Origin of the sequence: Silvania hatchlandensis, assembly GCF_025564065.1 — a bacterium.
In the GTDB taxonomy this organism is placed as follows: Bacteria; Pseudomonadota; Gammaproteobacteria; order Enterobacterales; family Enterobacteriaceae; genus Enterobacter; species Enterobacter hatchlandensis.
On sequence record NZ_JAMGZK010000049.1, the window covers coordinates 130,127 to 154,069 of the forward strand.

The 23,943-nt window shown below is 55.4% G+C and carries 16 protein-coding genes; 7 read left to right on the forward strand and 9 right to left on the reverse strand.

Annotated elements, in window-relative coordinates:
• Positions 1-28 precede the first annotated feature (28 nt).
• Positions 29-1,150, reverse strand: a complete 1,122-nt coding sequence (locus M8014_RS12720) for a porin OmpC (protein ID WP_271282805.1) — start codon at positions 1,148-1,150, stop codon at positions 29-31.
• A 746-nt stretch (positions 1,151-1,896) separates the two neighbouring features.
• On the opposite strand from M8014_RS12720, the gene rcsD reads away from it, so the two are divergent.
• On the forward strand, positions 1,897-4,569 hold the full coding sequence (gene rcsD / locus M8014_RS12725) for a phosphotransferase RcsD (RefSeq protein WP_271282806.1): 2,673 nt from the start codon (positions 1,897-1,899) through the stop codon (positions 4,567-4,569).
• Positions 4,570-4,585: 16 nt separating this feature from the next.
• Positions 4,586-5,236 carry a response regulator transcription factor RcsB gene (rcsB, locus tag M8014_RS12730; protein ID WP_271268840.1) on the forward strand — a complete coding sequence of 217 codons (651 nt, stop codon included), beginning with the start codon at positions 4,586-4,588 and terminating at the stop codon, positions 5,234-5,236.
• A gap of 100 nt (positions 5,237-5,336) precedes the next feature.
• Here the strand turns inward: rcsB and rcsC are convergent, their stop codons facing one another.
• Complete coding sequence (rcsC, locus tag M8014_RS12735; protein ID WP_271282807.1) at positions 5,337-8,183, reverse strand: two-component system sensor histidine kinase RcsC; 2,847 nt, start codon at positions 8,181-8,183, stop codon at positions 5,337-5,339.
• A gap of 143 nt (positions 8,184-8,326) precedes the next feature.
• A complete protein-coding gene (gene gyrA, locus M8014_RS12740) occupies positions 8,327-10,963 on the reverse strand; it encodes a DNA topoisomerase (ATP-hydrolyzing) subunit A (protein WP_271282808.1) in 2,637 nt (878 codons plus the stop codon).
• Between the two features lie 146 nt (positions 10,964-11,109).
• Between gyrA and ubiG the strand changes: the two genes are divergently transcribed.
• The 4 genes from ubiG (at position 11,110) to yfaE (ending at position 15,941) form a co-directional block, all read left to right on the forward strand.
• On the forward strand, positions 11,110-11,838 hold the full coding sequence (ubiG, locus tag M8014_RS12745; RefSeq protein WP_271282809.1) for a bifunctional 2-polyprenyl-6-hydroxyphenol methylase/3-demethylubiquinol 3-O-methyltransferase UbiG: 729 nt from the start codon (positions 11,110-11,112) through the stop codon (positions 11,836-11,838).
• 333 nt (positions 11,839-12,171) lie between these two features.
• Positions 12,172-14,457, forward strand: a complete 2,286-nt coding sequence (nrdA, locus tag M8014_RS12750; protein ID WP_271282810.1) for a class 1a ribonucleoside-diphosphate reductase subunit alpha — start codon at positions 12,172-12,174, stop codon at positions 14,455-14,457.
• A 99-nt stretch (positions 14,458-14,556) separates the two neighbouring features.
• Positions 14,557-15,687, forward strand: coding sequence for a class Ia ribonucleoside-diphosphate reductase subunit beta (gene nrdB, locus M8014_RS12755; RefSeq protein ID WP_271282811.1), 1,131 nt, complete (start codon positions 14,557-14,559; stop codon positions 15,685-15,687).
• Positions 15,687-15,941, forward strand: coding sequence for a class I ribonucleotide reductase maintenance protein YfaE (gene yfaE / locus M8014_RS12760; protein WP_271282812.1), 255 nt, complete (start codon positions 15,687-15,689; stop codon positions 15,939-15,941). Before nrdB ends, yfaE begins: the two co-directional genes overlap by 1 nt.
• 5 nt (positions 15,942-15,946) lie before the next feature.
• On the opposite strand, the gene yfaU is transcribed toward yfaE, so the two are convergent.
• The 6 genes from yfaU to M8014_RS12790 all read right to left on the reverse strand — a co-directional run bounded on the left by yfaU (position 15,947) and on the right by M8014_RS12790 (position 22,140).
• Positions 15,947-16,747 (reverse strand): 2-keto-3-deoxy-L-rhamnonate aldolase, encoded by an 801-nt coding sequence (gene yfaU, locus M8014_RS12765; RefSeq protein WP_271282813.1) that lies wholly within the window; start codon positions 16,745-16,747, stop codon positions 15,947-15,949.
• Positions 16,748-16,762: 15 nt separating this feature from the next.
• Positions 16,763-18,052, reverse strand: a complete 1,290-nt coding sequence (locus tag M8014_RS12770; RefSeq protein WP_271282814.1) for an MFS transporter — start codon at positions 18,050-18,052, stop codon at positions 16,763-16,765.
• A gap of 50 nt (positions 18,053-18,102) precedes the next feature.
• The gene (gene rhmD / locus M8014_RS12775; RefSeq protein ID WP_271282815.1) at positions 18,103-19,308 is read right to left on the reverse strand and encodes an L-rhamnonate dehydratase; all 1,206 of its coding nucleotides are present in this window, start codon (positions 19,306-19,308) and stop codon (positions 18,103-18,105) included.
• 13 nt (positions 19,309-19,321) lie between these two features.
• On the reverse strand, positions 19,322-20,104 hold the full coding sequence (locus M8014_RS12780; protein WP_271282816.1) for an IclR family transcriptional regulator: 783 nt from the start codon (positions 20,102-20,104) through the stop codon (positions 19,322-19,324).
• Positions 20,105-20,304: 200 nt separating this feature from the next.
• The gene (locus M8014_RS12785; protein WP_271282817.1) at positions 20,305-21,504 is read right to left on the reverse strand and encodes a nicotinamide mononucleotide deamidase-related protein YfaY; all 1,200 of its coding nucleotides are present in this window, start codon (positions 21,502-21,504) and stop codon (positions 20,305-20,307) included.
• A gap of 93 nt (positions 21,505-21,597) precedes the next feature.
• A complete protein-coding gene (locus M8014_RS12790; RefSeq protein WP_271282818.1) occupies positions 21,598-22,140 on the reverse strand; it encodes a YfaZ family outer membrane protein in 543 nt (180 codons plus the stop codon).
• A gap of 270 nt (positions 22,141-22,410) precedes the next feature.
• Here M8014_RS12790 and M8014_RS12795 point away from each other — a divergent pair, with 270 nt between their 5' ends.
• Positions 22,411-23,859 carry a catalase gene (locus M8014_RS12795; RefSeq protein ID WP_271282819.1) on the forward strand — a complete coding sequence of 483 codons (1,449 nt, stop codon included), beginning with the start codon at positions 22,411-22,413 and terminating at the stop codon, positions 23,857-23,859.
• Positions 23,860-23,943: the final 84 nt, after the last annotated feature.

Here is a 23,943-nt window from a genome sequence, read left to right on the forward strand (position 1 = left end):
TGGCCCCTCATACAATACTGCGTGCGACTTAGAACTGGTAAACCAGACCCAGTGCTACGATGTCATCAGTACTGATACCCGCCTGGCGAGTGAAGTTGCTGTCATCCAGCAGGTTGATTTTGTAATCAACGTAGGTGGACATGTTTTTGTTGAAGTAGTAAGTCGCGCCAACATCAACATATTTCAGCAGATCCTGATCGCCGAAGTTGTTGGTGCCGTTGCTCACGTCCTTACCTTTAGACTGCAGGTAAGCCACGGATGGACGCAGACCGAAGTCGAACTGGTACTGCGCAACCACTTCAAAGTTCTGCGCTTTGTCAGCAAAACCGTAAACGGTGGTGTTGTTCTGGGAGTTACCAAAACGGGTCGCGTTGTAAGTCTGTGAGTACTGCGCCGCCAGGTAGAGGTTGTTCGCGTCGTATTTCAGACCGCCGCTGTACACGTCAGCACGATCGCCATGACCGTACACCTCTGCACCGTTCTGGTCAGCAGAACGCTTAGAGGATGCTGCTGCTGCACCGACGCTGAAGCCTTCGCCCAGATCGTAAGTTACGGAGCCGCCGAAGCCGTCACCGTTCTGTTTCAGCAGGCTACGACCCGTGTCGTTTTCACCGCTGGCGCTGCCGTTTTTACCCTGATACTGCAGAGCAAAGTTCAGACCCTCAACCAGACCGAAGAAGTCCTGGTTACGGTAGGTTGCAACACCGTTAGCACGGGATTGCAGGAAGTTATCAGAACCGTAGGTGTCACCACCGAATTCTGGCAGCACGTCGGTCCAGGAAGTGACGTCGTACACAACGCCATAGTTACGACCGTAGTCGAAAGAACCCGCGTCAGCGAATTTCAGACCGGCGAAGGCCACACGTGTCCAGGACTGGTTGCTGCTGCTTTCTGTATCATTAGCCTGAACGTTGTATTCCCACTGACCGTAGCCGGTGATCTGATCGTTAACCTGGGTTTCGCCTTTAAAACCGATACGCATGTAGGTCTGATCGCCATCGCTACCTTTGTCATCAGAGAAATAGTGCAGACCATCAACTTTACCGTACAGATCTAATTTGTTGCCGTCTTTGTTATAAATTTCAGCCGCATTTGCTGCGCCCGCTACCAGCAGTGCTGGTACCAGGAGGGACAGGACTTTAACTTTCATTATTTTAACCCTCTGTTATATGTCTTTTATTTATTGCCACTGCTTACTGGTTAACCCTCTTAACCAGTCGGCAACTTCATTCTCCGCAAAAATACAGAATAATCCAACACGAATATGATACTAAAACTTTTAAGATGTTTCATTTTACCATATAGGTGTTTCATTTTGTAAATTCAAGGGAACTTTTTGATAGCACGATAAGTTAAAAAATAAAGCACCAAAAATCAAAAAATAATAAATAACTATATAAAACAATAAGTTAAACAAAATTTAATTATAGCACTGATTGACAAAACAAATTCAGCCCTCACGACTAAAATATCTCTCGCTATCATCATTAACTTTATTTATTACCGTCATTCATATTTGAATGTCTGTTTATCCTTTATTGAGCCGAATGCACTCTGCATTCGGTTTTTTTTTACCCTTCTTTACGCAAATGTAATTATTTGTGCTACCACATTGAAACTATAACCTCTATTAACCATCCTTCTGGTGAACATCTTCCCGCCCTCTAAATATAATGGATAATTTAATTTCTTGTTTATTCGTGCTATTTACCCGGCGCTATTGCGGACAATTTGTACAATATCGTTCTCTTCGTACAGATTTAAAACAAAAGCGCAAACTTGGGTGGCGAGGATAAAAAGTCAGCCCCGCCGGTGGCGTGACGCTGGAAATTCGATTATTACTCTTTATACTGCCCTATTCGTCGCCAGCGCAGCCATAACGGGTCAAACACATCAATGAGTCAGTCAGAAACCACCGCCGCGAACAAATTCTCTCTGCTTCCGGGTAGTATCACCCGTTTCTTTCTTCTATTGATCGTTGTGCTGTTAGTGACCATGGGCGTAATGGTGCAAAGCGCGGTTAACACCTGGTTAAAAGACAGAAGCTATCAGATTGTGGATATCAGCCATGCGCTGCATAAGCGCATCGATACGTGGCGCTACGCGACCTGGCAGATCTACGACAACATTGCAGCGACGCCTACTACCTCCTCCGCAGCCGGTTTGCAGGAAACGCGCCTGAAGCAGGACGTCTACTATCTTGAGAAAACACGACGCAAAACCGAAGCGCTGATTTTTGGCTCGCACGACAGCGCCACGCTTGAGATGACCCAGCGCATGTCGTCTTATCTGGATACGCTGTGGGGCGCCGAGACCGTGCCCTGGTCGATGTACTATCTCAATGGTCAGGACAACAGCATGATCCTGATCTCGACGCTGCCGCTAAAGGATCTCTCTTCGGGTTTTAAAGAATCGTCGGTAGGCACGGTTGTCGACTCCCGCCGCGCGGAGATGCTGCAGCAGGCCAATGCCCTGGATGAGCGCGAAAGTTTCTCCTCCCTGCGCCGGCTGGCCTGGCAAAATGGCCACTACTTTACCCTGCGCACCACCTTCAATCAGCCAGGGCATCTGGCGACAGTGGTCGCCTTCGATCTGCCGATCAACGATCTGATCCCGCCGGATATGCCGCTGGAGAGCTTCCGCCTGGAACCGGATACCGCCGTCCAGAACCTGCGCTCGCCTACGGATAAAGAGAGTCCGGACAGCGTAGCGATCTCCTTTAATGGGTCGAAAATTGAGATTGCCTCGTCGCTGAACACCACGGGGATGCGCCTGGTCTGGCAGGTGCCGTTCGGAACCCTCCTGCTGGATACGCTGCAAAATATCCTGCTGCCGCTGCTGCTTAACATCGGACTGCTGGCCCTGGCGCTGTTTGGCTACAGCACCTTCCGCACACAGCCTGGCCGTCAGAGCGATCTCCCGGCCACCACCGCCTCCAGCAATGAGCTGCGGGTGCTACGGGCACTCAACGAAGAGATTGTCTCTGTGCTGCCGCTCGGCCTGTTGGTGCACGATCAGGAAGCGAACCGGACGATTATCAGCAACAAAATTGCCGACCACCTGCTGCCGCACCTGAATTTGCAAAACATCACCAGCATGGCGGATCAGCACCAGGGGGTGATTCAGGCCACCATCAATAATGAGCTGTATGAGATCCGCCAGTTCCGCAGCCAGGTGGCCTCCCGCACGCAGATTTTCATCATTCGCGATCAGGATCGCGAGGTGATGGTGAATAAAAAGCTCAAACAGGCGCAAAGGCTGTACGAGAAGAACCAGCAGGGCCGGGCCGCGTTTATGCAGAATATTGGCGAGGCGTTTAAGCTGCCGCTGAAGGCGCTGGCCAGCGAAGCGGCGCATCTTACCAGCCCGGAAAGCCTTCAGCTGTCGAGTCACGCCGATACGCTGGTGCGCCTGGTGGATGAAATCCAGCTGGCCAACATGCTCGAAAACGAGAGCTGGAAGAGCACCGCTACGCTGTTCTCCATCCAGGATCTGATCGATGAAGTGGTGCCGGACGTACTGCCGGTGATTAAACGCAAAGGGCTGCAGCTGCTGATTAATAATCCGCTGCCCGCCAACGATGAGCGTCACGGCGACCGCGACGCGCTGCGCCGGATCCTGCTGATGCTGATCCAGTATGCGGTCACCACCACCCAAATCGGTAAAATCACTCTTGAGGTGAGTAACGACGAATCTGCCGACGATCGTTTGACCTTCCGTATCCTCGATACCGGAGAAGGGGTCACGGCCAGCGAGATCGACAATCTGCACTTCCCGTTCCTCAACGACACGCAGAGCGATAATTACGGTAAAGCCAACGCCCTCACCTTCTGGCTGTGCGATCAGCTGGCACGCAAACTTGGCGGCCATCTGAATATTAAAGCGCGCGAATCGCTTGGCACTCGATACTCACTGCATGTCAAAATGCCTGCCAGCCCGCAGGAAATTGATGATGACGAGCGTCTGCTGGATGAGGTGGTGGCCATGGTGGACGTCACCTCAAATGAGATCCGCAGCATCGTGGTGCGTCAACTCGAAAACTGGGGAGCGACCTGCATCTCGCCGGATGAAAGGCTGGCAAGTCAAGAATATGATCTTTTTATCACTGATAATCCGTCTAATCTTACTGCCTCAGGCTTGCTTTTAAGCGATGATGAGTCTGGCGTGCGCAAAATAGGCCCAGGCCAGGTGCGCGTTAACTTTAATATGAGCAATGCTATGCAGGAAGCTGTACTACAACTAATAGAGGAGCAGCTGGCGCAGGAAGCGACCCCGGAATCCCCACTGGGCGGCAACGAAAGCGCCGAACTTCAGGCCAGCGGTTATTATTCGCTCTTTGTAGACACAGTACCAGATGATGTTAAGAGGTTGTATACTGAGTCGGCCGCGAACGATTTTGCGGCGCTGGCTCAGACAGCACACCGGCTTAAAGGGGTGTTTGCCATGCTTAATCTGGTTCCGGGCAAGCAATTATGTGAAACGCTGGAACATCTTATTCGCGAGAAAGATGCCGCCAGCATAGAAAAATACATCAGCGACATTGACACCTATGTCAAAAGCTTGCTGTAGCAAGGTAGCCCTATACATGAACAATATGAACGTAATTATTGCCGATGACCATCCGATTGTACTGTTCGGTATTCGCAAATCACTTGAACAGATCGAATGGGTGAATGTTGTCGGCGAATTTGAAGATTCCACAGCACTGATTAACAACCTGCCTAAACTGGATGCCCACGTGCTCATCACCGATCTTTCCATGCCTGGAGATAAATACGGTGACGGGATAACGCTTATCAAGTACATCAAGCGCCATTTCCCAAGCATTTCGATTATCGTGCTGACCATGAACAACAACCCGGCCATCTTAAGTGCCGTGCTGGAACTCGATATCGAAGGGATCGTTCTGAAACAGGGCGCACCAACCGATCTGCCAAAAGCGCTGGCTGCGCTGCAGAAAGGGAAGAAATTCACCCCGGAAAGCGTGTCTCGCCTGCTGGAAAAAATCAGCGCAGGCGGTTACGGTGACAAACGCCTGTCACCGAAAGAGAGCGAAGTGCTGCGCCTGTTCGCCGAAGGCTTCCTGGTCACCGAGATTGCCAAAAAGCTGAACCGCAGCATCAAGACTATCAGCAGCCAGAAGAAATCCGCAATGATGAAACTGGGCGTCGAAAACGATATTGCCCTGCTGAACTATCTCTCTTCCGTGACCCTGAGTCCGGCCGACAAAGACTGATTGTAGCTTAATGCCGGCTGGCGCTGACGCCTGGCCGGCCTGGCTTTCCCGCAGCCCAGTACAAACGAAACGCCCAAAACAGCCCAATACTGGGCTGTTTTTATTCCCTCGTCTTCCTGACCCGTTCGGCATATACCTTCAGCGTCTGCTTGAGAACGTCCAGCGTCACCGGTTTGGACAGACAGCTGTCCATTCCCGACTCCAGACAGCGCTGCTTTTCTTCTGCCAGCGCGTTAGCGGTAACGCCAACCACCGGCAGCGTCAGGCCAAGCTGGCGAATGCGCTGGGTCAGGCGATAACCGTCCATATTCGGCATGTTAACGTCGCTGAGGACAATGTCGATATGGTTTTTGCTCAGCACGTTCAGCGCGTCCACACCGTCATTGGCCGTTTTACACTGATAGCCCAGCGACCCGAGCTGGTCAGCCAGCAGGCGGCGGTTGATCGGATGGTCATCAACCACCAGAATCATCATATCTTCGTTCAGTGACTGGGCCGACTCCGGCGACGGGAGCACATTGCTGGCGTCGCCGGTCTCCATCTCTACGCGATAGATGCGCGCCAGCAGGACGATCAGCTCATGCGGCGACGCCACGCTGTTCACCCACTCCCCGTGAGCACGCTCCAGTGGAATGCCGATATGACGGCGGCAGAAGATCACCGCCGCTTTGCCCTGCCACGGCTGCGTCAGTTCATCATCCGTAATTAACATATCTTCCGCATCCGGCGTTTGACCGGCGTAGCGCGCCACCCGAATACCGTTTTGCGTCAGCAGTGATTCCAGGAAGGTAAACAGCGAGGCGTTATTGACCGCCAACCAGCAGCGCTTGTCACTCAGGCCTTCTGGCGATGGGTTGACCGAAGGCTGCGCCGCATACAGCGGAATGCGGATAGTGAACTGGCTACCCATGCCCGGCTCGGTATCCACCGAGATGTCGCCATCCATCATGCTGATCAGTTTTTCACAAATGGCCAGCCCCAGCCCGGTGCCCTGGAAGTTACGCTGCACCCCGGTTCCTACCTGGAAGAAGGGATCGAACAGTTTAACCACCTCTTTCGCCGGAATGCCCACCCCGGTGTCGCGCACCCGGATGCTCAGGTAGTCCCCTGCCCTTGACACATGCATCACAATGCAGCCCATATCGGTGAATTTAATCGCATTGCTAAGCAGGTTTGAAATCACCTGCTGGAGGCGCATCGGATCGCCCTCCAGCGCCATCGGCACGTCGGGTTCAATAAAGCAGTACAGTCCCAGTTGCTTTCGCACCACCAGCGGCAGGTAGTTGGAACTGATATGGCTCATCACCTCGCGCGGAGAGAATTCCCGCGGTTCGATTTTCAGCTGCTCCGACTCGATTTTCGAGAAGTCGAGAATATCGCTGATAATTTTCAGTAGCAGACTGGAGGAGTTGTTCATCGCCGTTACCAGACGATCGACGCCCCGCGGCAGCTCTTTGGTTTGCAGCAGATCGAGGTTACCGATAATGCCGTACAGCGGTGTACGCAACTCATGGCTGACTGTCGCGAGGAACATCGATTTCGACTGGCTGGCCTGTTCGGCGGCCTGCGCCATATCCTGCAGCGACTCTTCCATTTTGACGCGCGCTGAGACGTCCACCAGCACGCAGATGGCCACGTTCTCGTTGCGATAGCGCGAATGGACAAAGCTGATTTGCAGATTGGTGTTGTTACTGGTTAGCACATCAACAAAGTTGACCTGCTGACCGCAGATAATTTGCGTCAGCCGCTGTCGGTCCTCATGGGTCAGCATGTTCAGGTAATTGTGCGCCAGCTCGTTACTCAGGATATTGGTCCCGTCGAGGGTACGCAGGATACAGATCCCGACCGGAGCAGAAGCGACAATCTTGCGGTTGAACTGCTCATGCTCTTCGAGCCGCTGGGCGTCGATCTCCGCCGGGATAAAGATTTTACGCTCGTACATTCGTGCCAGGGTGAACAGCGCGATCCCCACCAGCACGTTGAGCAGGACCGAGTTGAGGATCAGCATGCGGATCCGTTCCAGTACCATATCCACCGGAACAGAGTAGACGATGCTCAGCGATGACGGCGGCAGGCTTTTTTTCAGCACCAGTTCGCGGAATCCGGACGTGTAGCCAAAGAATGAGCGTTCCTGCATCCAGCGCGGATCGACCTTCAGGCGAGTTTCTGGTCCCACCAGCGAGATCAGGGCGTGGCCGTTTTCATCAAGGATGGTCACCCCCATAGGTAGCGTGCCGGGGGTGAAAAAGTTTTCCATGCGGATGGTTTGCTCGGTGCCGAGCATCGCCTGCAGACGGTTGCCGAGATAGACTGGCGTCAGGGCATAGAAATACCCCACGCCCGGACGCGGCCCCTGGCTTATCCAGAACAGGTTACTGCCCCGCTCATCCTGCGGTGCATTACGGTATTTAACGATCCGCTCGTGCAGGCTTTTCAGCGCACTGTCGCGCTCCACCGGCATATCGCGCAGGCCAAAGTCGGCCATACAGAGGTTTTCGCTGCCAATTAAAAAAACGCGGTTGAGATCGTAGGCGGCCGAGAAGTTATCGCGCCAGTAGCGCATAAACCAGGCCAGCGACTCGAGCGACCCGCGCCAGGCATTGCCCATCACCGAGCAGTCTGAATCCGGGAACAGCGGCTCAAAGTTGGGTACGTCGGCTTTGCTGTCGCGTCCGCGCGTGGCCAGAATGCCGTTCTCTGCCGTCAGCCGGTTCTCGGCGATGTACTTGAGTTCCTTCATCACGTCCGAGGTGCGCTGAATATAGCGCTGAGACTGATCGAAGCTAAGGTTAAATTCCTGACGGATCTCCGATTCCTTCTGGTGCAGGGCATTAACGATGTAGAACACCGAAAACAGCGCAATCAGCAGCCAGATCATGAGCGCCAGCGCCCGAAAAAGATAACGAGAAACTTTCAGCGTGGTTCGAAAGGAGACGAGGTATTTCAAGGGGGCGAGGCTCCGCCGTCAGGTCATAAGGAATGGGGTTAAGGTAGCGGTAAATCACCGCCGTCGCAATGTTCGGTTGTCTGCAATTCCGCGCCAATGCAAAAGAAAAGGGCCGGAAACCGGCCCTTTATCGTCAGGAGACATTACTCGGCGTCTTCATCCGCCGCATCGTCGTCGCTTTCGGCTTCTGGCGCGATTTCGTCGTCGCCTTCTGCCGCACTGCCGTCGATGGAGTCAAGCTCTTCATCGTCCACCGGCTCAGCAACACGCTGCAGACCTACCACGTTTTCATCTTCCGCAGTACGGATGAGGATCACGCCCTGGGTGTTACGGCCCACCACGCTGATTTCCGACACGCGCGTACGCACCAGCGTACCGGCATCGGTGATCATCATGATCTGGTCGCAGTCGTCAACTTGCACCGCGCCCACCACGGAGCCGTTACGCTCGGTGACTTTGATGGAGATAACGCCCTGAGTGCCGCGAGACTTGGTTGGATACTCCGTCTCAGCGGTACGTTTACCGTAACCATTCTGCGTTACAGTCAGGATCGCACCATCACCACGCGGCACAATCAGGGAGACCACGCTGTCTTTACCTGCCAGCTTGATGCCGCGCACGCCGGTCGCAGTACGACCCATTGCGCGCACTGCGCTCTCTTTGAAGCGCACCACTTTACCGGCGGCAGAGAACAGCATCACGTCGTCGGAACCGGAGGTCAGATCCACGCCAATCAGTTCGTCGCCTTCGTTCAGGTTGACGGCAATAATACCGGCAGAACGCGGACGGCTGAACTCGGTCAGGGCGGTTTTCTTCACGGTGCCGCTGGCGGTCGCCATAAAGACGTTCACGCCTTCAGCATACTCGCGAACCGGCAGGATCGCGGTGATACGCTCGTTCTGCTCCAGCGGCAGCAGGTTGACGATTGGACGTCCACGCGCGCCACGGCTCGCTTCCGGCAGCTGATAAACCTTCATCCAGTACAGACGACCACGGCTTGAGAAGCAGAGGATAGTGTCATGGGTGTTGGCCACCAGCAGGCGGTCGATAAAGTCTTCTTCTTTAATACGTGCTGCAGATTTGCCTTTACCACCACGACGCTGTGCTTCGTAGTCGGTCAACGGCTGATACTTCACGTAGCCCTGGTGAGACAGGGTGACAACAACGTCTTCCTGGTTGATCAGGTCTTCGATGTTGATATCCGCGGTGTTGGCCGTGATTTCGGTGCGACGCTCATCGCCAAACTGATCGCGGACCAGCTCCAGCTCTTCACGGATCACTTCCATCAGACGATCGGCGCTGCCAAGGATATGCAGCAGCTCGGCAATCTGTTCCAGCAGCTCTTTGTACTCGTCGAGCAGTTTTTCGTGCTCAAGGCCGGTCAGTTTCTGCAGACGCAGATCCAGAATCGCCTGAGCCTGCTGTTCGGTCAGATAATATTGACCGTCACGCACGCCAAACTCAGGCTCCAGCCACTCCGGACGCGCAGCGTCATCGCCCGCACGTTCCAGCATCGCGGAAACGTTGCCCAGCGCCCATGGCTGAGCCACTAACGCCGCTTTCGCTTCTGCAGGCGTTGGCGCACGACGGATGAGCTCGATGATCGGATCGATGTTAGCCAGCGCAACCGCCAGCGCTTCAAGGATGTGCGCACGGTCGCGCGCTTTGCGCAGTTCATAAATAGTCCGGCGGGTCACCACTTCACGGCGGTGACGCACGAACGCGCCCAGAATATCTTTCAGGTTCATGATCTTCGGCTGACCATGGTGCAGTGCCACCATGTTGATACCGAAGGAGACCTGAAGCTGAGTCAGGGAGTACAGGTTATTGAGTACCACCTCCCCTACCGCGTCACGTTTGATTTCAATGACAATGCGCATGCCGTCTTTATCAGACTCATCGCGTAGGGCACTGATGCCTTCAATACGTTTTTCTTTGACCAGCTCGGCAATTTTCTCGATCAGGCGCGCTTTGTTCACTTGATACGGAATTTCGTGGACGATGATCGTCTCACGACCGGTTTTGGCGTCAGCTTCGACTTCGGCACGGGCACGGATATAAATTTTGCCGCGGCCGGTGCGGTACGCTTCTTCAATGCCACGCCGACCATTGATAATGGCGGCAGTCGGGAAGTCCGGACCCGGGATGTGTTCCATCAGCCCTTCAATGCTGATGTCTTCATCGTCGATATAGGCCAGACAGCCGTTGATCACTTCCGTGATGTTGTGCGGCGGAATGTTGGTCGCCATCCCTACAGCGATACCGGACGAACCGTTCACCAGCAGGTTTGGGATCTTGGTTGGCATCACTTCGGGAATTTTTTCCGTGCCGTCGTAGTTATCGACGAAATCCACGGTCTCTTTTTCCAGGTCGGCCATCAGCTCGTGAGCGATTTTCGACATACGGATTTCCGTATAACGCATCGCCGCAGCGGAGTCGCCATCGACCGAACCGAAGTTACCCTGACCATCAACCAGCATGTAACGCAGTGAGAATGGCTGCGCCATACGTACGATGGTGTCGTACACCGCGGAATCACCATGAGGATGGTATTTACCGATTACGTCACCAACGACACGGGCAGATTTTTTGTAGGCTTTATTCCAGTCATTGCCCAATACGTTCATGGCGTATAGTACGCGACGGTGTACCGGCTTAAGTCCATCGCGGACATCCGGCAGCGCACGGCCAACAATGACCGACATCGCATAATCCAGATAGGAGCTCTTAAGCTCTTCCTCGATGTTAACCGGTGTAATTTCTCTCGCAAGGTCGCTCATCTAACCGCTATCCCTCTACTGTATCCCGGATTCAAAGGTCGCAAATTATAACACAGCCATAGTGATAGAGGTAAACCAATACGGTTTATTCACGCCAGCCAACTGATATACTCGCGGGTCTGAACAAAAAAGGAGTAAAAGCGCCCATGAATGCCGAAAAAACGCCGCTGGTTCACAACGTTGACCATGAAGAGATCGCCAAATTCGAAGCCGTCGCCTCGCGCTGGTGGGATCTTGAAGGTGAGTTTAAACCGCTGCACCGCATTAACCCGCTGCGCCTCGGCTATATCGCAGAACGTTCCGGCGGTCTGTTCGGGAAAAAGGTGCTTGATGTGGGCTGTGGGGGCGGCATCCTGGCAGAGAGCATGGCGCGCGAAGGCGCAACGGTCACTGGGCTGGATATGGGCTTTGAGCCGCTACAGGTAGCGCGTCTGCATGCGCTGGAAAGTGGCGTCCAGGTTGAGTATGTTCAGGAGACGGTCGAAGCGCACGCCGGGAAATTTGCCCATCAGTATGACGTCGTCACCTGCATGGAGATGCTTGAGCACGTTCCGGATCCGCAATCGGTGGTGAAAGCCTGCGCGGCGCTGGTTAAGCCGGGTGGCCAGGTGTTCTTCTCAACCATCAACCGTAACGGCAAGGCATGGCTGATGGCGGTGGTCGGTGCAGAGTATGTGCTGCGCATGGTGCCGAAAGGAACCCACGATGTGAAGAAGTTCATTAAACCGGCGGAACTGCTGAGCTGGGTTGACGGAACATGGCTCAAAGAGCAGCACATGACCGGCCTGCACTACAACCCATTGACTGACAAGTTCAAACTGGCACCGGGTGTGGATGTTAATTACATGCTGCACACAACCGCAAAAAATGACTAACGTCAGCACTTGTTTTTCTAAAGATTGCGCAGCATTCGTTGCGCAATTCTCTCCTCGCGATGAAGAAATCAGCACTCGATCAAATTTTCGATTTTTTTTGCTGAATATTGACATCTCGTCCAGGCCTTACGGTACGTGGACTTAGCCTTTATTACGCTTTGGCAACCTGAATTTAACGTCAAAATCAACTCTTGTGCTGAAAAGAATCCTTACTAGAATACTCACCATCTTGCGTTATCCTTATCGTAAAACCCCTATATATAGTATTTATCCACAGCAGTCTGTGGATAAGCGGGGGATATTTTCATTTTTCACGGACAGGTAAAAACCCACATGAATCAGAGTCTGCTGGTGACAAAGCGCGACGGTGCAACCGAGCGTATCAATCTGGACAAAATCCATCGTGTTCTCGACTGGGCAGCAGAAGGGCTGAATAACGTATCGATTTCTCAGGTTGAACTGCGCTCCCATATCCAGTTCTATGACGGCATCAGAACCTCTGACATCCACGAAACCATCATCAAAGCCGCGGCGGATCTGATCTCCCGCGATGCGCCGGATTATCAGTACCTCGCTGCTCGTCTGGCGATTTTCCACCTGCGTAAAAAAGCGTACGGCCAGTTTGAACCGCCCGCGCTGTTCGATCATGTGGTGAAAATGGTTGAGTTGGGCAAATACGACACGCATCTGCTGGAAGACTACACGGAAGAAGAGTTCAAGCAGATGGACGGGTTTATCGATCACTGGCGCGATATGAACTTCTCCTACGCGGCGGTGAAGCAGCTCGAAGGCAAATACCTGGTGCAGAACCGCGTCACCGGTGAAATCTACGAGAGCGCCCAGTTCCTGTACATGCTGGTCGCAGCCTGCCTGTTCTCTGGCTACCCGCGCGACACCCGTCTGAGCTACGTGAAGCGTTTCTATGACGCGGTCTCTACCTTTAAAATTTCGCTGCCTACGCCGATCATGTCTGGTGTGCGTACGCCGACGCGTCAGTTCAGCTCCTGCGTGCTGATCGAGTGTGGCGACAGCCTTGACTCCATCAACGCCACTTCCAGCGCGATCGTGAAATACGTTTCCCAGCGTGCCGGTATTGGCATCAACGCCGGTCGCATTCGTGCGCTGGGCAGCCCAATCCGTGGTGGTGAAGCGTTCCACACCGGCTGTATTCCGTTCTACAAACACTTCCAGACCGCAGTGAAGTCCTGCTCCCAGGGCGGTGTGCGCGGCGGTGCTGCGACCCTGTTCTACCCAATGTGGCACCTGGAAGTTGAAAGCCTGCTGGTGCTGAAAAACAACCGTGGCGTGGAAGGCAACCGCGTACGTCACATGGACTACGGCGTACAGATCAACAAGCTGATGTACACCCGCCTGCTGAAAGGCGGCGACATTACGCTGTTCAGCCCGTCCGACGTGCCAGGCCTGTACGACGCCTTCTTTGCCGATCAGGACGCCTTTGAGCACCTGTACGTGCAGTATGAAAACGACGACAGCATCCGCAAACAGCGCGTGAAGGCCGTGGAACTGTTCTCCCTGATGATGCAGGAACGTGCATCAACCGGGCGTATCTACATTCAGAACGTCGATCACTGCAACACCCACAGCCCGTTCGATCCTGCTGTAGCGCCAGTGCGCCAGTCCAACCTGTGTCTGGAAATCGCCCTGCCGACTAAACCGCTGGATGACGTGAACGATGAGAGCGGCGAAATCGCGCTCTGTACCCTTTCAGCCTTTAACCTGGGCGCGATTAAGAGCCTGGATGAGCTGGAAGAGCTGGCGGTGCTGGCAGTCCGTGCGCTGGATGCCCTGCTGGATTATCAGGATTACCCAATCCCGGCGGCTAAACGTGGGGCCATGGGTCGTCGTACGCTGGGTATTGGCGTGATCAACTATGCCTACTGGCTGGCGAAAAACGGTAAGCGTTATTCCGACGGCAGCGCCAACAATCTGACGCACCAGACCTTTGAAGCCATTCAGTATTATCTGCTGAAAGCCTCTAACGAGCTGGCAAAAGAGCAAGGCGCATGCCCGTGGTTCAATGAAACCACCTACGCCCAAGGCGTGATGCCGATCGACACCTACAAGAAAGACCTGGATGCGATCGTCAACGAGCCGCTGCATCTTGACTGGAATGGCCTGCGTGAATCGATCCAGACTCACGGTCTGCGTAACTCCACGCTCTCTGCCCTGATGCCGTCTGAGACCTCTTCGCAGATCTCTAACGCCACCAACGGTATTGAGCCACCGCGCGGTCACGTCAGCATCAAAGCGTCGAAAGACGGGATCCTGCGTCAGGTGGTGCCGGACTATGAACTGCTGAAGAACAACTATGAACTGCTGTGGGAAATGCCGAATAACGACGGTTATCTGCAGCTGGTTGGCATCATGCAGAAATTTATCGACCAGTCGATTTCGGCCAACACCAACTACGATCCGTCCCGCTTCCCGTCAGGCAAAGTGCCGATGCAGCAGCTGTTGAAAGACCTGCTCACCGCCTATAAGTTTGGCGTGAAGACCCTGTACTATCAAAACACCCGCGACGGTGCTGAAGATGCGCAGGACGATCTGGCGCCTTCGATTCAGGACGACGGCTGCGAAAGCGGCGCATGTAAGATCTAAGTTATTTGCCGGGTGGCGCGACGCTTACCCGGCCTACGGTCTATTGTAGGCCCGGCGAACGCAGTGCCGCCGGGCCTACAATCTCAACAGGACACACTCATGGCATACACCACCTTTTCACAGACGAAAAATGACCAGCTCAAAGAGCCGATGTTCTTCGGCCAGCCGGTCAACGTGGCGCGCTACGATCAGCAAAAATATGACATCTTCGAAAAGCTGATTGAAAAGCAACTCTCCTTCTTCTGGCGTCCGGAAGAAGTTGACGTTTCTCGCGACCGCATCGACTTCCAGGCCCTGCCGGAACATGAAAAGCATATCTTCCTCAGCAACCTGAAGTACCAGACGCTGCTGGACTCCATTCAGGGCCGTAGCCCGAACGTGGCGCTGCTGCCGCTGATCTCCATTCCAGAGCTGGAAACCTGGGTTGAGACCTGGGCGTTCTCCGAGACCATCCACTCCCGCTCTTATACCCATATCATCCGTAATATCGTTAACGATCCGGCGATCGTTTTTGATGATATCGTGACCAACGAGCAAATCCTGAAGCGTGCCCAGGGTATCGCGCATTACTATGACGATCTGATCGAGATGACCAGCTACTGGCATCTGCTGGGTGAAGGCACGCATACCGTTAACGGCAAAACCGTGACCGTGAACCTGCGTGAGCTGAAGAAAAAACTGTACCTGTGCCTGATGAGCGTCAACGCGCTGGAAGCGATCCGCTTCTACGTTAGCTTCGCCTGCTCCTTCGCCTTTGCGGAACGCGAGCTGATGGAAGGTAACGCCAAAATTATCCGCCTGATCGCCCGCGATGAAGCACTGCACCTGACCGGCACCCAGCATATGCTGAACCTGCTGCGCAGCGGCGTGGATGACCCGGAAATGGCTGAAATCGCCGAAGAGTGCAAACAGGCCAGCTATGACCTGTTCGTTGAAGCTGCCGTACAGGAAAAAGAGTGGGCGGAATACCTGTTCCAGGACGGTTCAATGATCGGCCTGAATAAAGATATTCTCTGCCAGTACATTGATTACATCACCAACATCCGCATGCAGGCGGTAGGGCTGGATCTGCCGTTCCAGACCCGCTCCAACCCGATCCCGTGGATCAACACCTGGCTGGTGTCAGATAACGTGCAGGTTGCGCCGCAGGAAGTGGAAGTGAGCTCTTACCTGGTCGGCCAGATTGATGCTGAAGTCAACACTGACGATCTGAGCAGCTTCGAGCTCTGATGAGCCGCGTGACCCTTCGTCTTTCTGGCACAGAACTCCTGTGCCAGGAAGAGCACCCTTCCCTACTCGTTGCGCTGGAATCCCACCAGATTGAAGTCGAATACCAGTGCCGTGAAGGCTACTGCGGCTCCTGCCGTTGCCGCCTGGTCTCCGGCCAGGTCGACTGGCTTACCGAGCCGCTGGCGTTTATCCGCGAAGGGGAAATTTTGCCCTGCTGCTGCCGGGCAAAAGGTGATATCGAAATCGAAATGTAACCCGGTCAGTAGCTGCTTTTAGTTGTCCGGGTACTGGCGGATTTGAACTGCGCCAGCCGGCTGTCCAGCGCCTCGGTATAGAGCATGGTATCGACCCCGACGGCCACAAAGTTCGCCCCCCACTCCAGACACCGCGTCGCCATCGCCGGATCCACCGCCAGGAAACCCGCCGCTTTCCCCGCGAGCCGGATCCGGCGGATCGCCTGCTCAATAATCGCCTGCACCTGTGGGTGTCCGGCGTTGTCGGGATAACCCAGCGAAGTCGACAGATCTGCCGGACCGATAAACACGCCGTCAATCCCTTCCACCTCCAGGATCGCATCGAGGTTATCCAGCGCGGCTTTACTCTCCACCTGAATAAGCAGGCATAGCTCGTCGTTGGCCCGGGCCATGTAGTTCTCTACCCTTCCCCAGCGTGCCGCCCGCGCTACCCCAGCCCCCACGCCGCGCACGCCCAGCGGCGGATAGCGGGTGGCGGAGACAATCTCCCTCGCCTGCTCTGCGCTGTCGACCATCGGGATCAGCAGCGTTCTGGCACCAATATCCAGCACCTGCTTGATCAGGCTACGATTGCCATCAACCGGGCGGATCACCGGCTGGCTGGCGTAAGGGGCGACGGCCTGCAGCTGGTGGTAGAGATCCTGAACGGTATTGGGAGCATGCTCCCCGTCGATTAACAGCCAGTCATAGCCTGAGGTCGCGGCGATCTCCGCCATGTAAGACGAGGTAGAACTCAGCCACAACCCAATCTGCGTTTCACCCTTAAGCAAGGCCTGCTTGAAGGGGTTTGAAAGAACGTTTTGCATAATAACTCCCTGATATTAATGATGTACGCGATCGGCCTGCGGCGCGGTGCGGGTAACTCCCAGCACCAGTATCGCCAGCGCGCCGAGAATGGCAATCCCGGCCAGCGCCAGCAGCCCGGCCGCATCGCTGCCAAACACATTCTGGGCTTTCACCCGGATAAGTGGGGCGAGAAAACCCCCCACCGCGCCAAACAGGTTGACGAAGCCAATCCCTGCTGCCAGCGCGGTACCGGAGAGCTGCTGCGTCGGCATGGTCCAGAAGACCGGCTGTACGGCGATAAACCCTACTGCGGCAACGCACAGCGCGACCATGGCCAGCACCGGCGACACTAGCCCCGAGACCCCCACCCCAACACCGGCGGCCAGCAGCGTCAGCGTGGCGATGTAGCGCCGCTCGCCGGTGCGGTCGGAGTAACGCGGGATAAGCCAGGTGCCAAACAGCGCCGCAACCCACGGGATCGCGGTCACCACCGAGGCGGTGAAGCCCACTTTGGTGCCGAGCAGGGCCGCCACCTGGGTCGGCAGGAAGAAGATCAGCCCGTAGACGGCGATCTGGATAGTCATGTAGATAAACGCCAGCTGCCAGACCCGGCCATTGCGCAGCGCATCGCTCAGCCGTGAGGTGGCCTTGCTCTGCTCCTCCCCCGCCAGTTGGGTGATAAGCGCCTGTTTCTCCTGCGCGTTGAGGAACCGCGCCTGCTGCGGCGTATCGTCCAGCCAGAAGAAGGTGAAGACCCCTGCACCTACGGCAATCAGCCCTTCGATAATAAACATCCAGAACCAGCCGGGATGGCCCATAAAGCCATGCATCTCCAGCAGCGCTCCCGAGAGCGGCGATCCGAGCGACAATGCCAGCGGTGCCCCCATATAAAACAGCCCCATAATGCTGGCGCGGTTGCGCTGGGGGAACCACTGGGAGGTGAGGTAGATCATGCCGGGGAAGAAGCCTGCCTCTGCCGCGCCCAGCAGGGTGCGGATCAACAGAAACTTACTTTCGGTATCGGCCCACGCCATCGCCGTAGAGAGGAACCCCCACAGCAGCGTGGTGGTGCCCATCCACGTCCGGGCGCCAAACTTACGCATCAGCAGGTTGGCAGGGACGCCCAACAGGGCGTAAACCACAAAGAAAATGCCTGCGCCCAGGGCATAGGCTTCGTTACTGAGCCCGGTATCGATCTGGTAGCTCTCTTTGGCGAAGCCGATATTGGAGCGATCCAGAAAAGCCAGCACGTACAGCGCCAGCATGAACGGGATCAGGCGGGCGCGGTTTTTCCTGACCACGCTGTCGAGCAGAGTCATATTCATAGACAATCCTCAATAAAGGATGACGCCACGCGGCTGCGCGGCGCGACGGTTTAGTGGCTGTAAGGACGCTTCAGGGCACAATTCCGGTTAAGCTCGACGCCAAAGCCGGGTTTATCCAGTACCGATTTGTGGATATGGCCATTCACCGGCACAGGTTCATCGAGCAGAATTGGATCAAACTGCGGGCGCAGCGTGGCGCAGTCAGGGCTGGTCATCAGGAATTCGCTGAACGGCGTATTGGTAAAGGTGATCACCGCATGATGTGAGTAGACCGACGAGCCGTGCGGCACCACCAGTTGCCCCCGGGCTTTAGCGATGGCGGCAATCTCCACCAGGGTGGTTAAGCCACCGCACCAGCCGACGTCCGGCTGCATGATGTCGATCCCAGTTTCCGAAAGCGTGCGGAAGGATTGCAGGGTGCCGTGGTGCTCACCGCTGGTCACCATCATCCCCGGCGGGGCATTGCGCTTGAGTTCGCGATAGCCTTCATACTGCTGTGGCGGGAGGCACTCCTCAATCCACTTCAGGTTATAAGGGGCACAGGCGTGGGCCAGTTTGGTGGCGTAATTTACGTCCTGGCTCATCCAGCAGTCGAGCATCAGCCAGAAGTCCGGACCACATTTCTCCCGGTACTCCGCCACCATTGCCGCGTCCTGGCGGATCCCGGCGTCGCCGTCGTGCGGCCCCCGGTGGGTTGGCATTTTGCCGCCGATAAAGCCCATCTCTTTCGCCAGATCCGGGCGGGCGCCGGTGGCGTAAAAACGGATCTCATCGCGCACCGCGCCGCCGAGCAGCTTGTAGACCGGCAAGCCGACGACTTTGCCGAACAGATCCCACAACGCCAGGTCAATGCAGGAGATTGTGTTCAGCACCAGCCCGCCGGAACCGGCGTAATACATGGTCGCACCGAGCATCTGGTCGTGGATCAGCTTGATGTCGCTGACGCACTTGCCCTCGATAAAGCGGCTGAGGTGCTTTTCAACGATAAAGCAGCCCATCTCTCCGGCGGTGGAGACCGCAAAACCGGTCTGGCCGTTGTCGGCCTCCACTTCAACCACCAGCGTACCCAGGACATTAATGCCGAACGACTGACGCGACTGTTCATACTGCGGATATTTACTCATCGGAGTGGCGATATGGTCGTCGATCCAGTGGTTGGCCCCCTGGTCATGATAATCGCCGCCGCCCGCGCCCTTCTCTGCCGTTGCGCCGCCGGTAAACCAGGCTCGGATCTCTTTAATCTTCGGTAGGGTCATGATGTTCTCCATATTATGAGACGTGTTGCTCGAAGGGGCTTTTCCAGCCCAGTAAACGGGAAATGTCTTTCGCACAGGAAATCGCTTTACCGGCAAGGTAGTCGCGGTTGTCCTCGTTGATCTGCAGCCGGGTGCCCACCACCGAGATGGCGGCGGTGAGATCGTTACTGGCGTTAAAGACCGGTGCCGCCACGCAGCGCACGTCGGGATAGTCTTCGCCGTTGTCAAAGCTCCAGCCTCTGGCGCGAATACGCGTCAGTTCGTCACGCATCTGCTGTGCGCTGGTGATAGTAGTGGGCGTAACCCGCTCCCAGTCCAGGCTGCCGATGATGGCCTCCTGCACCCTGTAGGGTTGCCAGGCAAGCAGGCATTTGCCAATACCCGAGCGGGAGAGCGACAGGCTTTTCCCTTCGTGCGAGCGCACGCTGATGGTGGCGGGCGACTCGATTTTGAGGATGTAATAGGCGCTACCGTGATCAATAATGCCGAGATGGCACAGCATGCCGCTCTCGTCCATCAGTTGCGTCAGGCTCGGGCGCGCCATCTCACGCAGATCCATCCGGCTTACCGCGTGGCCTGCCAGCTCTACCAGCCGGGTCCACAGGCAGTAGTTATCCTGGCTGTCGAGGCTGAGAAAACGCTGTCTTCTCAGCTCGCCCAGCAGCAGGTAGGCGGTGCTTTTCGGGATCCCCAGCTCGTCAATAAGGGTCGCGGCGCTGCAGGGCCCCAGGCGGGCGATGGTGTCGAGAATATCGATAGCGCGGGTAAGCGCCGGTACTTTAGTTGATTCCAACATGCTGGACTCCAGTCCTGAATACTGGAATCAGTGTTGCGGCTGAGGGCGGGTTTATTTGTGAGCGACTTCAAATCGCCGGCGTGTTCCAACCAGTTGGACAAACAGCGGGATAAAAATGTGACGGACAGCGCAGAAAAAAACAGAACGAGTACAACCAGTTGGACAACAACGCGCCGGGCGGGGTGCCCGGCGCACGACAATCACGGCATGAACAGCGTCTCGACGACGTTGATCCAGCCATGTTCGCTGGCCACCGGCTTGCCGTTCAGCCAGCGACGCAGCATGTTCAGCGCCATCATCGCACAGACCTCCTGACGCACCGCCATACTGTGTCGCGTGATGCTCATTTTCACCCGCAGGGCATGGGTGCCTTCCGGGGTGGCAAGGGCAAAGTTAAGATGATCCTCTTCCACGCCCGACACCGCCAAAGCCAGCCCGGCAAAATGTTTCACGCGCCGCTCGGAAACCCAGTGAGCGGTTTGCGCAAGGGTCTCCTCCTGGGAAGGCACCACCTCACTTGCCAGCAGCGGAGCACTGACCCGCGAGAGCTGCAACGCCAGCAGGCCACCGGTAAATTGCTCGCTCAGGGTCAGGCTTAACTGACGAGCCTGCAGGTCACGGGCAATGAGTGCCGGAAGCCCTTCGGTGCCTTCAAAGATCAGGCTTTCACCCGCTACGCGCTGCACCTCAGGCCACAGAGCCAGCATCGCGGCTTTTTCGGTCGCCGGGCCGGTCAATTTCAGTTCGATAATCGGCATGGAGGAGCGATAGCCCATGGTGACGCCTGGCGGTAATGCCAGATGATCGAGGCTCTGCGCCAGGTCGCTCTCTGAGCGGCCAAAGGTGGTAAGACGTAAACAGATCGGCGGTTCCGGTAAGGTAAAACGCTGACGCAGACGCGGCAGGATCTCTTTTTCTACCATCACTTTAAATTCGGACGGGACGCCTGGGGTAAAGAACATCAGGCAGCGATTAAGCTGGACGGCAAAGCCGCACGCGGTGCCGACGGGGTTATCCACCAGCTCCGCGCTGGCCGGAATTTCCGCCTGTTTGCGGTTGCTGGGGGCCATCACCCTGCCGCGCTCACTGAAGAAACGTTCCATATGGGCGAGCCACTCGGTATGCAGCACCAGTTCTTCACCTTTGGCGGTCGCGGCGGCCAGTGCGCTCAAGTCATCGCTGGTTGGACCGAGGCCACCATTGACGATCAGCACATCCGCATGCTGGCTGCGCTCACGCAGAATATCAACCAACGACTCCAGCGAGTCGCCGACGGTGTTGCGTCGCGTTAAAGGTAATCCTTGCTCAAAGAAAATATCTGCCAGCCAGGCTGCATTGGTATCGGTAATTTGCCCGTGCAGTACTTCATCGCCGGTGGACAGCATCTCCACGTTTATCATTGTGTTCTCCCGCTTATGTGGTGAAAACACTATAACGCAATCGGATGCCGGAGGAAGAGAGAAACAGGCGCGGCAGAAAACCGCGCCAGAGGATCAGAAACCGGCGCTCACGCCAACGTACGGGCCATCGGCAATCGCGCTGTCGCGGTCGCCGTCTTTACCCGACAGGTTCAGATAGCGATAGCCTGCTTCGAGGGTGATGGGGCGCATGATGGTCCAGCGCGCACCGGCATTCGCTTCTTCGTAGCTGTCGATACCGCTGGAGAGTGAGTCCGGAGAGTAGTAGTACTCGCCAAACAGAGCGAAGCTGTCGCCAATTTTCCACTGCAGGCCGCCGCCTACCGCTGCGGCATAGCCTTCATCGCCAGCTTTCGGATTGGTGTAGATGCCTTTCCCGCCGACGGTCGCCAGGAACGGACCGAGAGGTATATTCAGGCCCAGACCCAGGCTTGCGATGTCACCTTCATCATCGTTGTTGGTCCAGTTACCGCTCAGCGCTAAGCCCGACGTTTCAGTACCAAAACCGAAACCGAGGTTGGTGTAGTCCTCACCGGCCTGACCGCTGATAGAAATCGCGTTCGCCGCTGCAGAAACAAACATTAGGCCGCCCAGGCCCAGTAATGCCACTTTTTTCATTGTCGTGATCCCACACAATTATTTATCGAAAGTCCCAAACCGCGTGATTTTAACGTGAGTTCGCCAGCGATCAATGCTGATGTGAAGCAATAAATATTTAGATTGTAACGAGTTGATACTCACAGGTTTTAACAATGTTAAATCGGGGGACACAGCTTTGCGAGGCAAAAACTGCGCCGGATCAATAACGTCCGTAACTAATTTACTTAGATTAATTCGCGCCCAAAAAGGAAATTCATCGCTTAAACACGCACTATCAGGGAGATAACAATGAGTAAAAACGGTTTAACCACGCTGTCTGGCGCACCGGTCGTCGACAATAACAATGTTGCTACTGCAGGCCCACGCGGACCGATGCTTTTACAGGACGTCTGGTTCCTTGAAAAACTGGCACATTTCGACAGAGAAGTGATCCCGGAACGTCGCATGCATGCCAAAGGCTCTGGCGCGTACGGCACATTCACCGTCTCTCAGGACATCACCGCCTTTACCCGGGCAAAGCTGTTTTCTGCTGTGGGTAAAAAAACCGATCTTTTCGTCCGTTTTTCCACCGTCGCCGGTGAGCGCGGGGCAGCCGATGCTGAGCGTGATATCCGCGGCTTCGCCATCAAGTTTTATACCGAAGAAGGCAACTGGGATCTGGTCGGTAACAATACGCCAATCTTCTATCTGCGCGATCCGCTGAAGTTCCCGGATCTTAACCACGTTGTTAAACGCGATCCGCGTACCAACCTGCGCAATCCAACCTTTAAATGGGATTTCTTCTCACTGCAGCCCGAAACGCTGCACCAGCTGACAATTGACTTCAGCGACCGCGGACTGCCGCGCTCGTATCGCAATATGCACGGCTTTGGTAGCCATGCGTTTAGTTTTATCAACCATAATAACGAACGCTTCTGGGTCAAATTCCATCTGAAATCGCATCAGGGTATTGATAACCTGCAGGATGATGAAGCTAAACGCCTGGTGGCGGAAGACCGTGAAAGCTCCCAGCGCGATCTGTTTACTTCTATTGAAAAAGGCGATTTCCCACGCTGGACATTTTACGTGCAGATTATGCCGGAAACCGACGCCGCGAAGGTGCCTTACAATCCGTTCGATCTGACAAAAGTCTGGTCACACGGCGACTATCCGCTGATTGAAGTCGGTGTTCTGGAGCTGAACCGTAATCCGGATAACTACTTTGCGGAAGTGGAGCAGGTGGCGATGTCACCCGCCAACGTGGTGCCGGGGATTGGTTTCTCGCCGGATCGCATGCTTCAGGGGCGCTTGTTCTCCTACGGCGATGCCCACCGCTATCGCCTGGGCGTCAATCACCAGCAAATCCCGGTCAACGCCCCGCGCTGTCCGTTCCATAACTACCATCGTGACGGCGCGATGCGCGTGGACGGCAACAGCGGTAACGGTGCAACCTATGAACCTAACAGCTTTGGCGTGTTCCAGCAGCAGCCTGACTTTAGCGAACCGCCGCTGTCGCTGGAAGGCGCTGCCGACCACTGGAATCATCGTGAAGACAACGACTATTTCAGCCAGCCGCGCAAGCTGTTTGAACTGCTGAGCCCTGAAGAGCATCAGCGTATGTTCGAACGTATCGCCGGGGATATGAAAGATGTGCCCGCGTTTATTCAGGCACGCCAGATTGCCCTGTTCAGCGAAGTCCATCCAGAGTACGGCGCGGGTGTTCAGGAAGCGCTGATGCGCCTGTCAGAAGCGAAGTAAAAACGACAACGGGAGCTAAGGCTCTAATGCTGGTCAGTTAAGCATTGAGGATTGCTCCGTTCACTTTATGTTCAGCAGAATAGA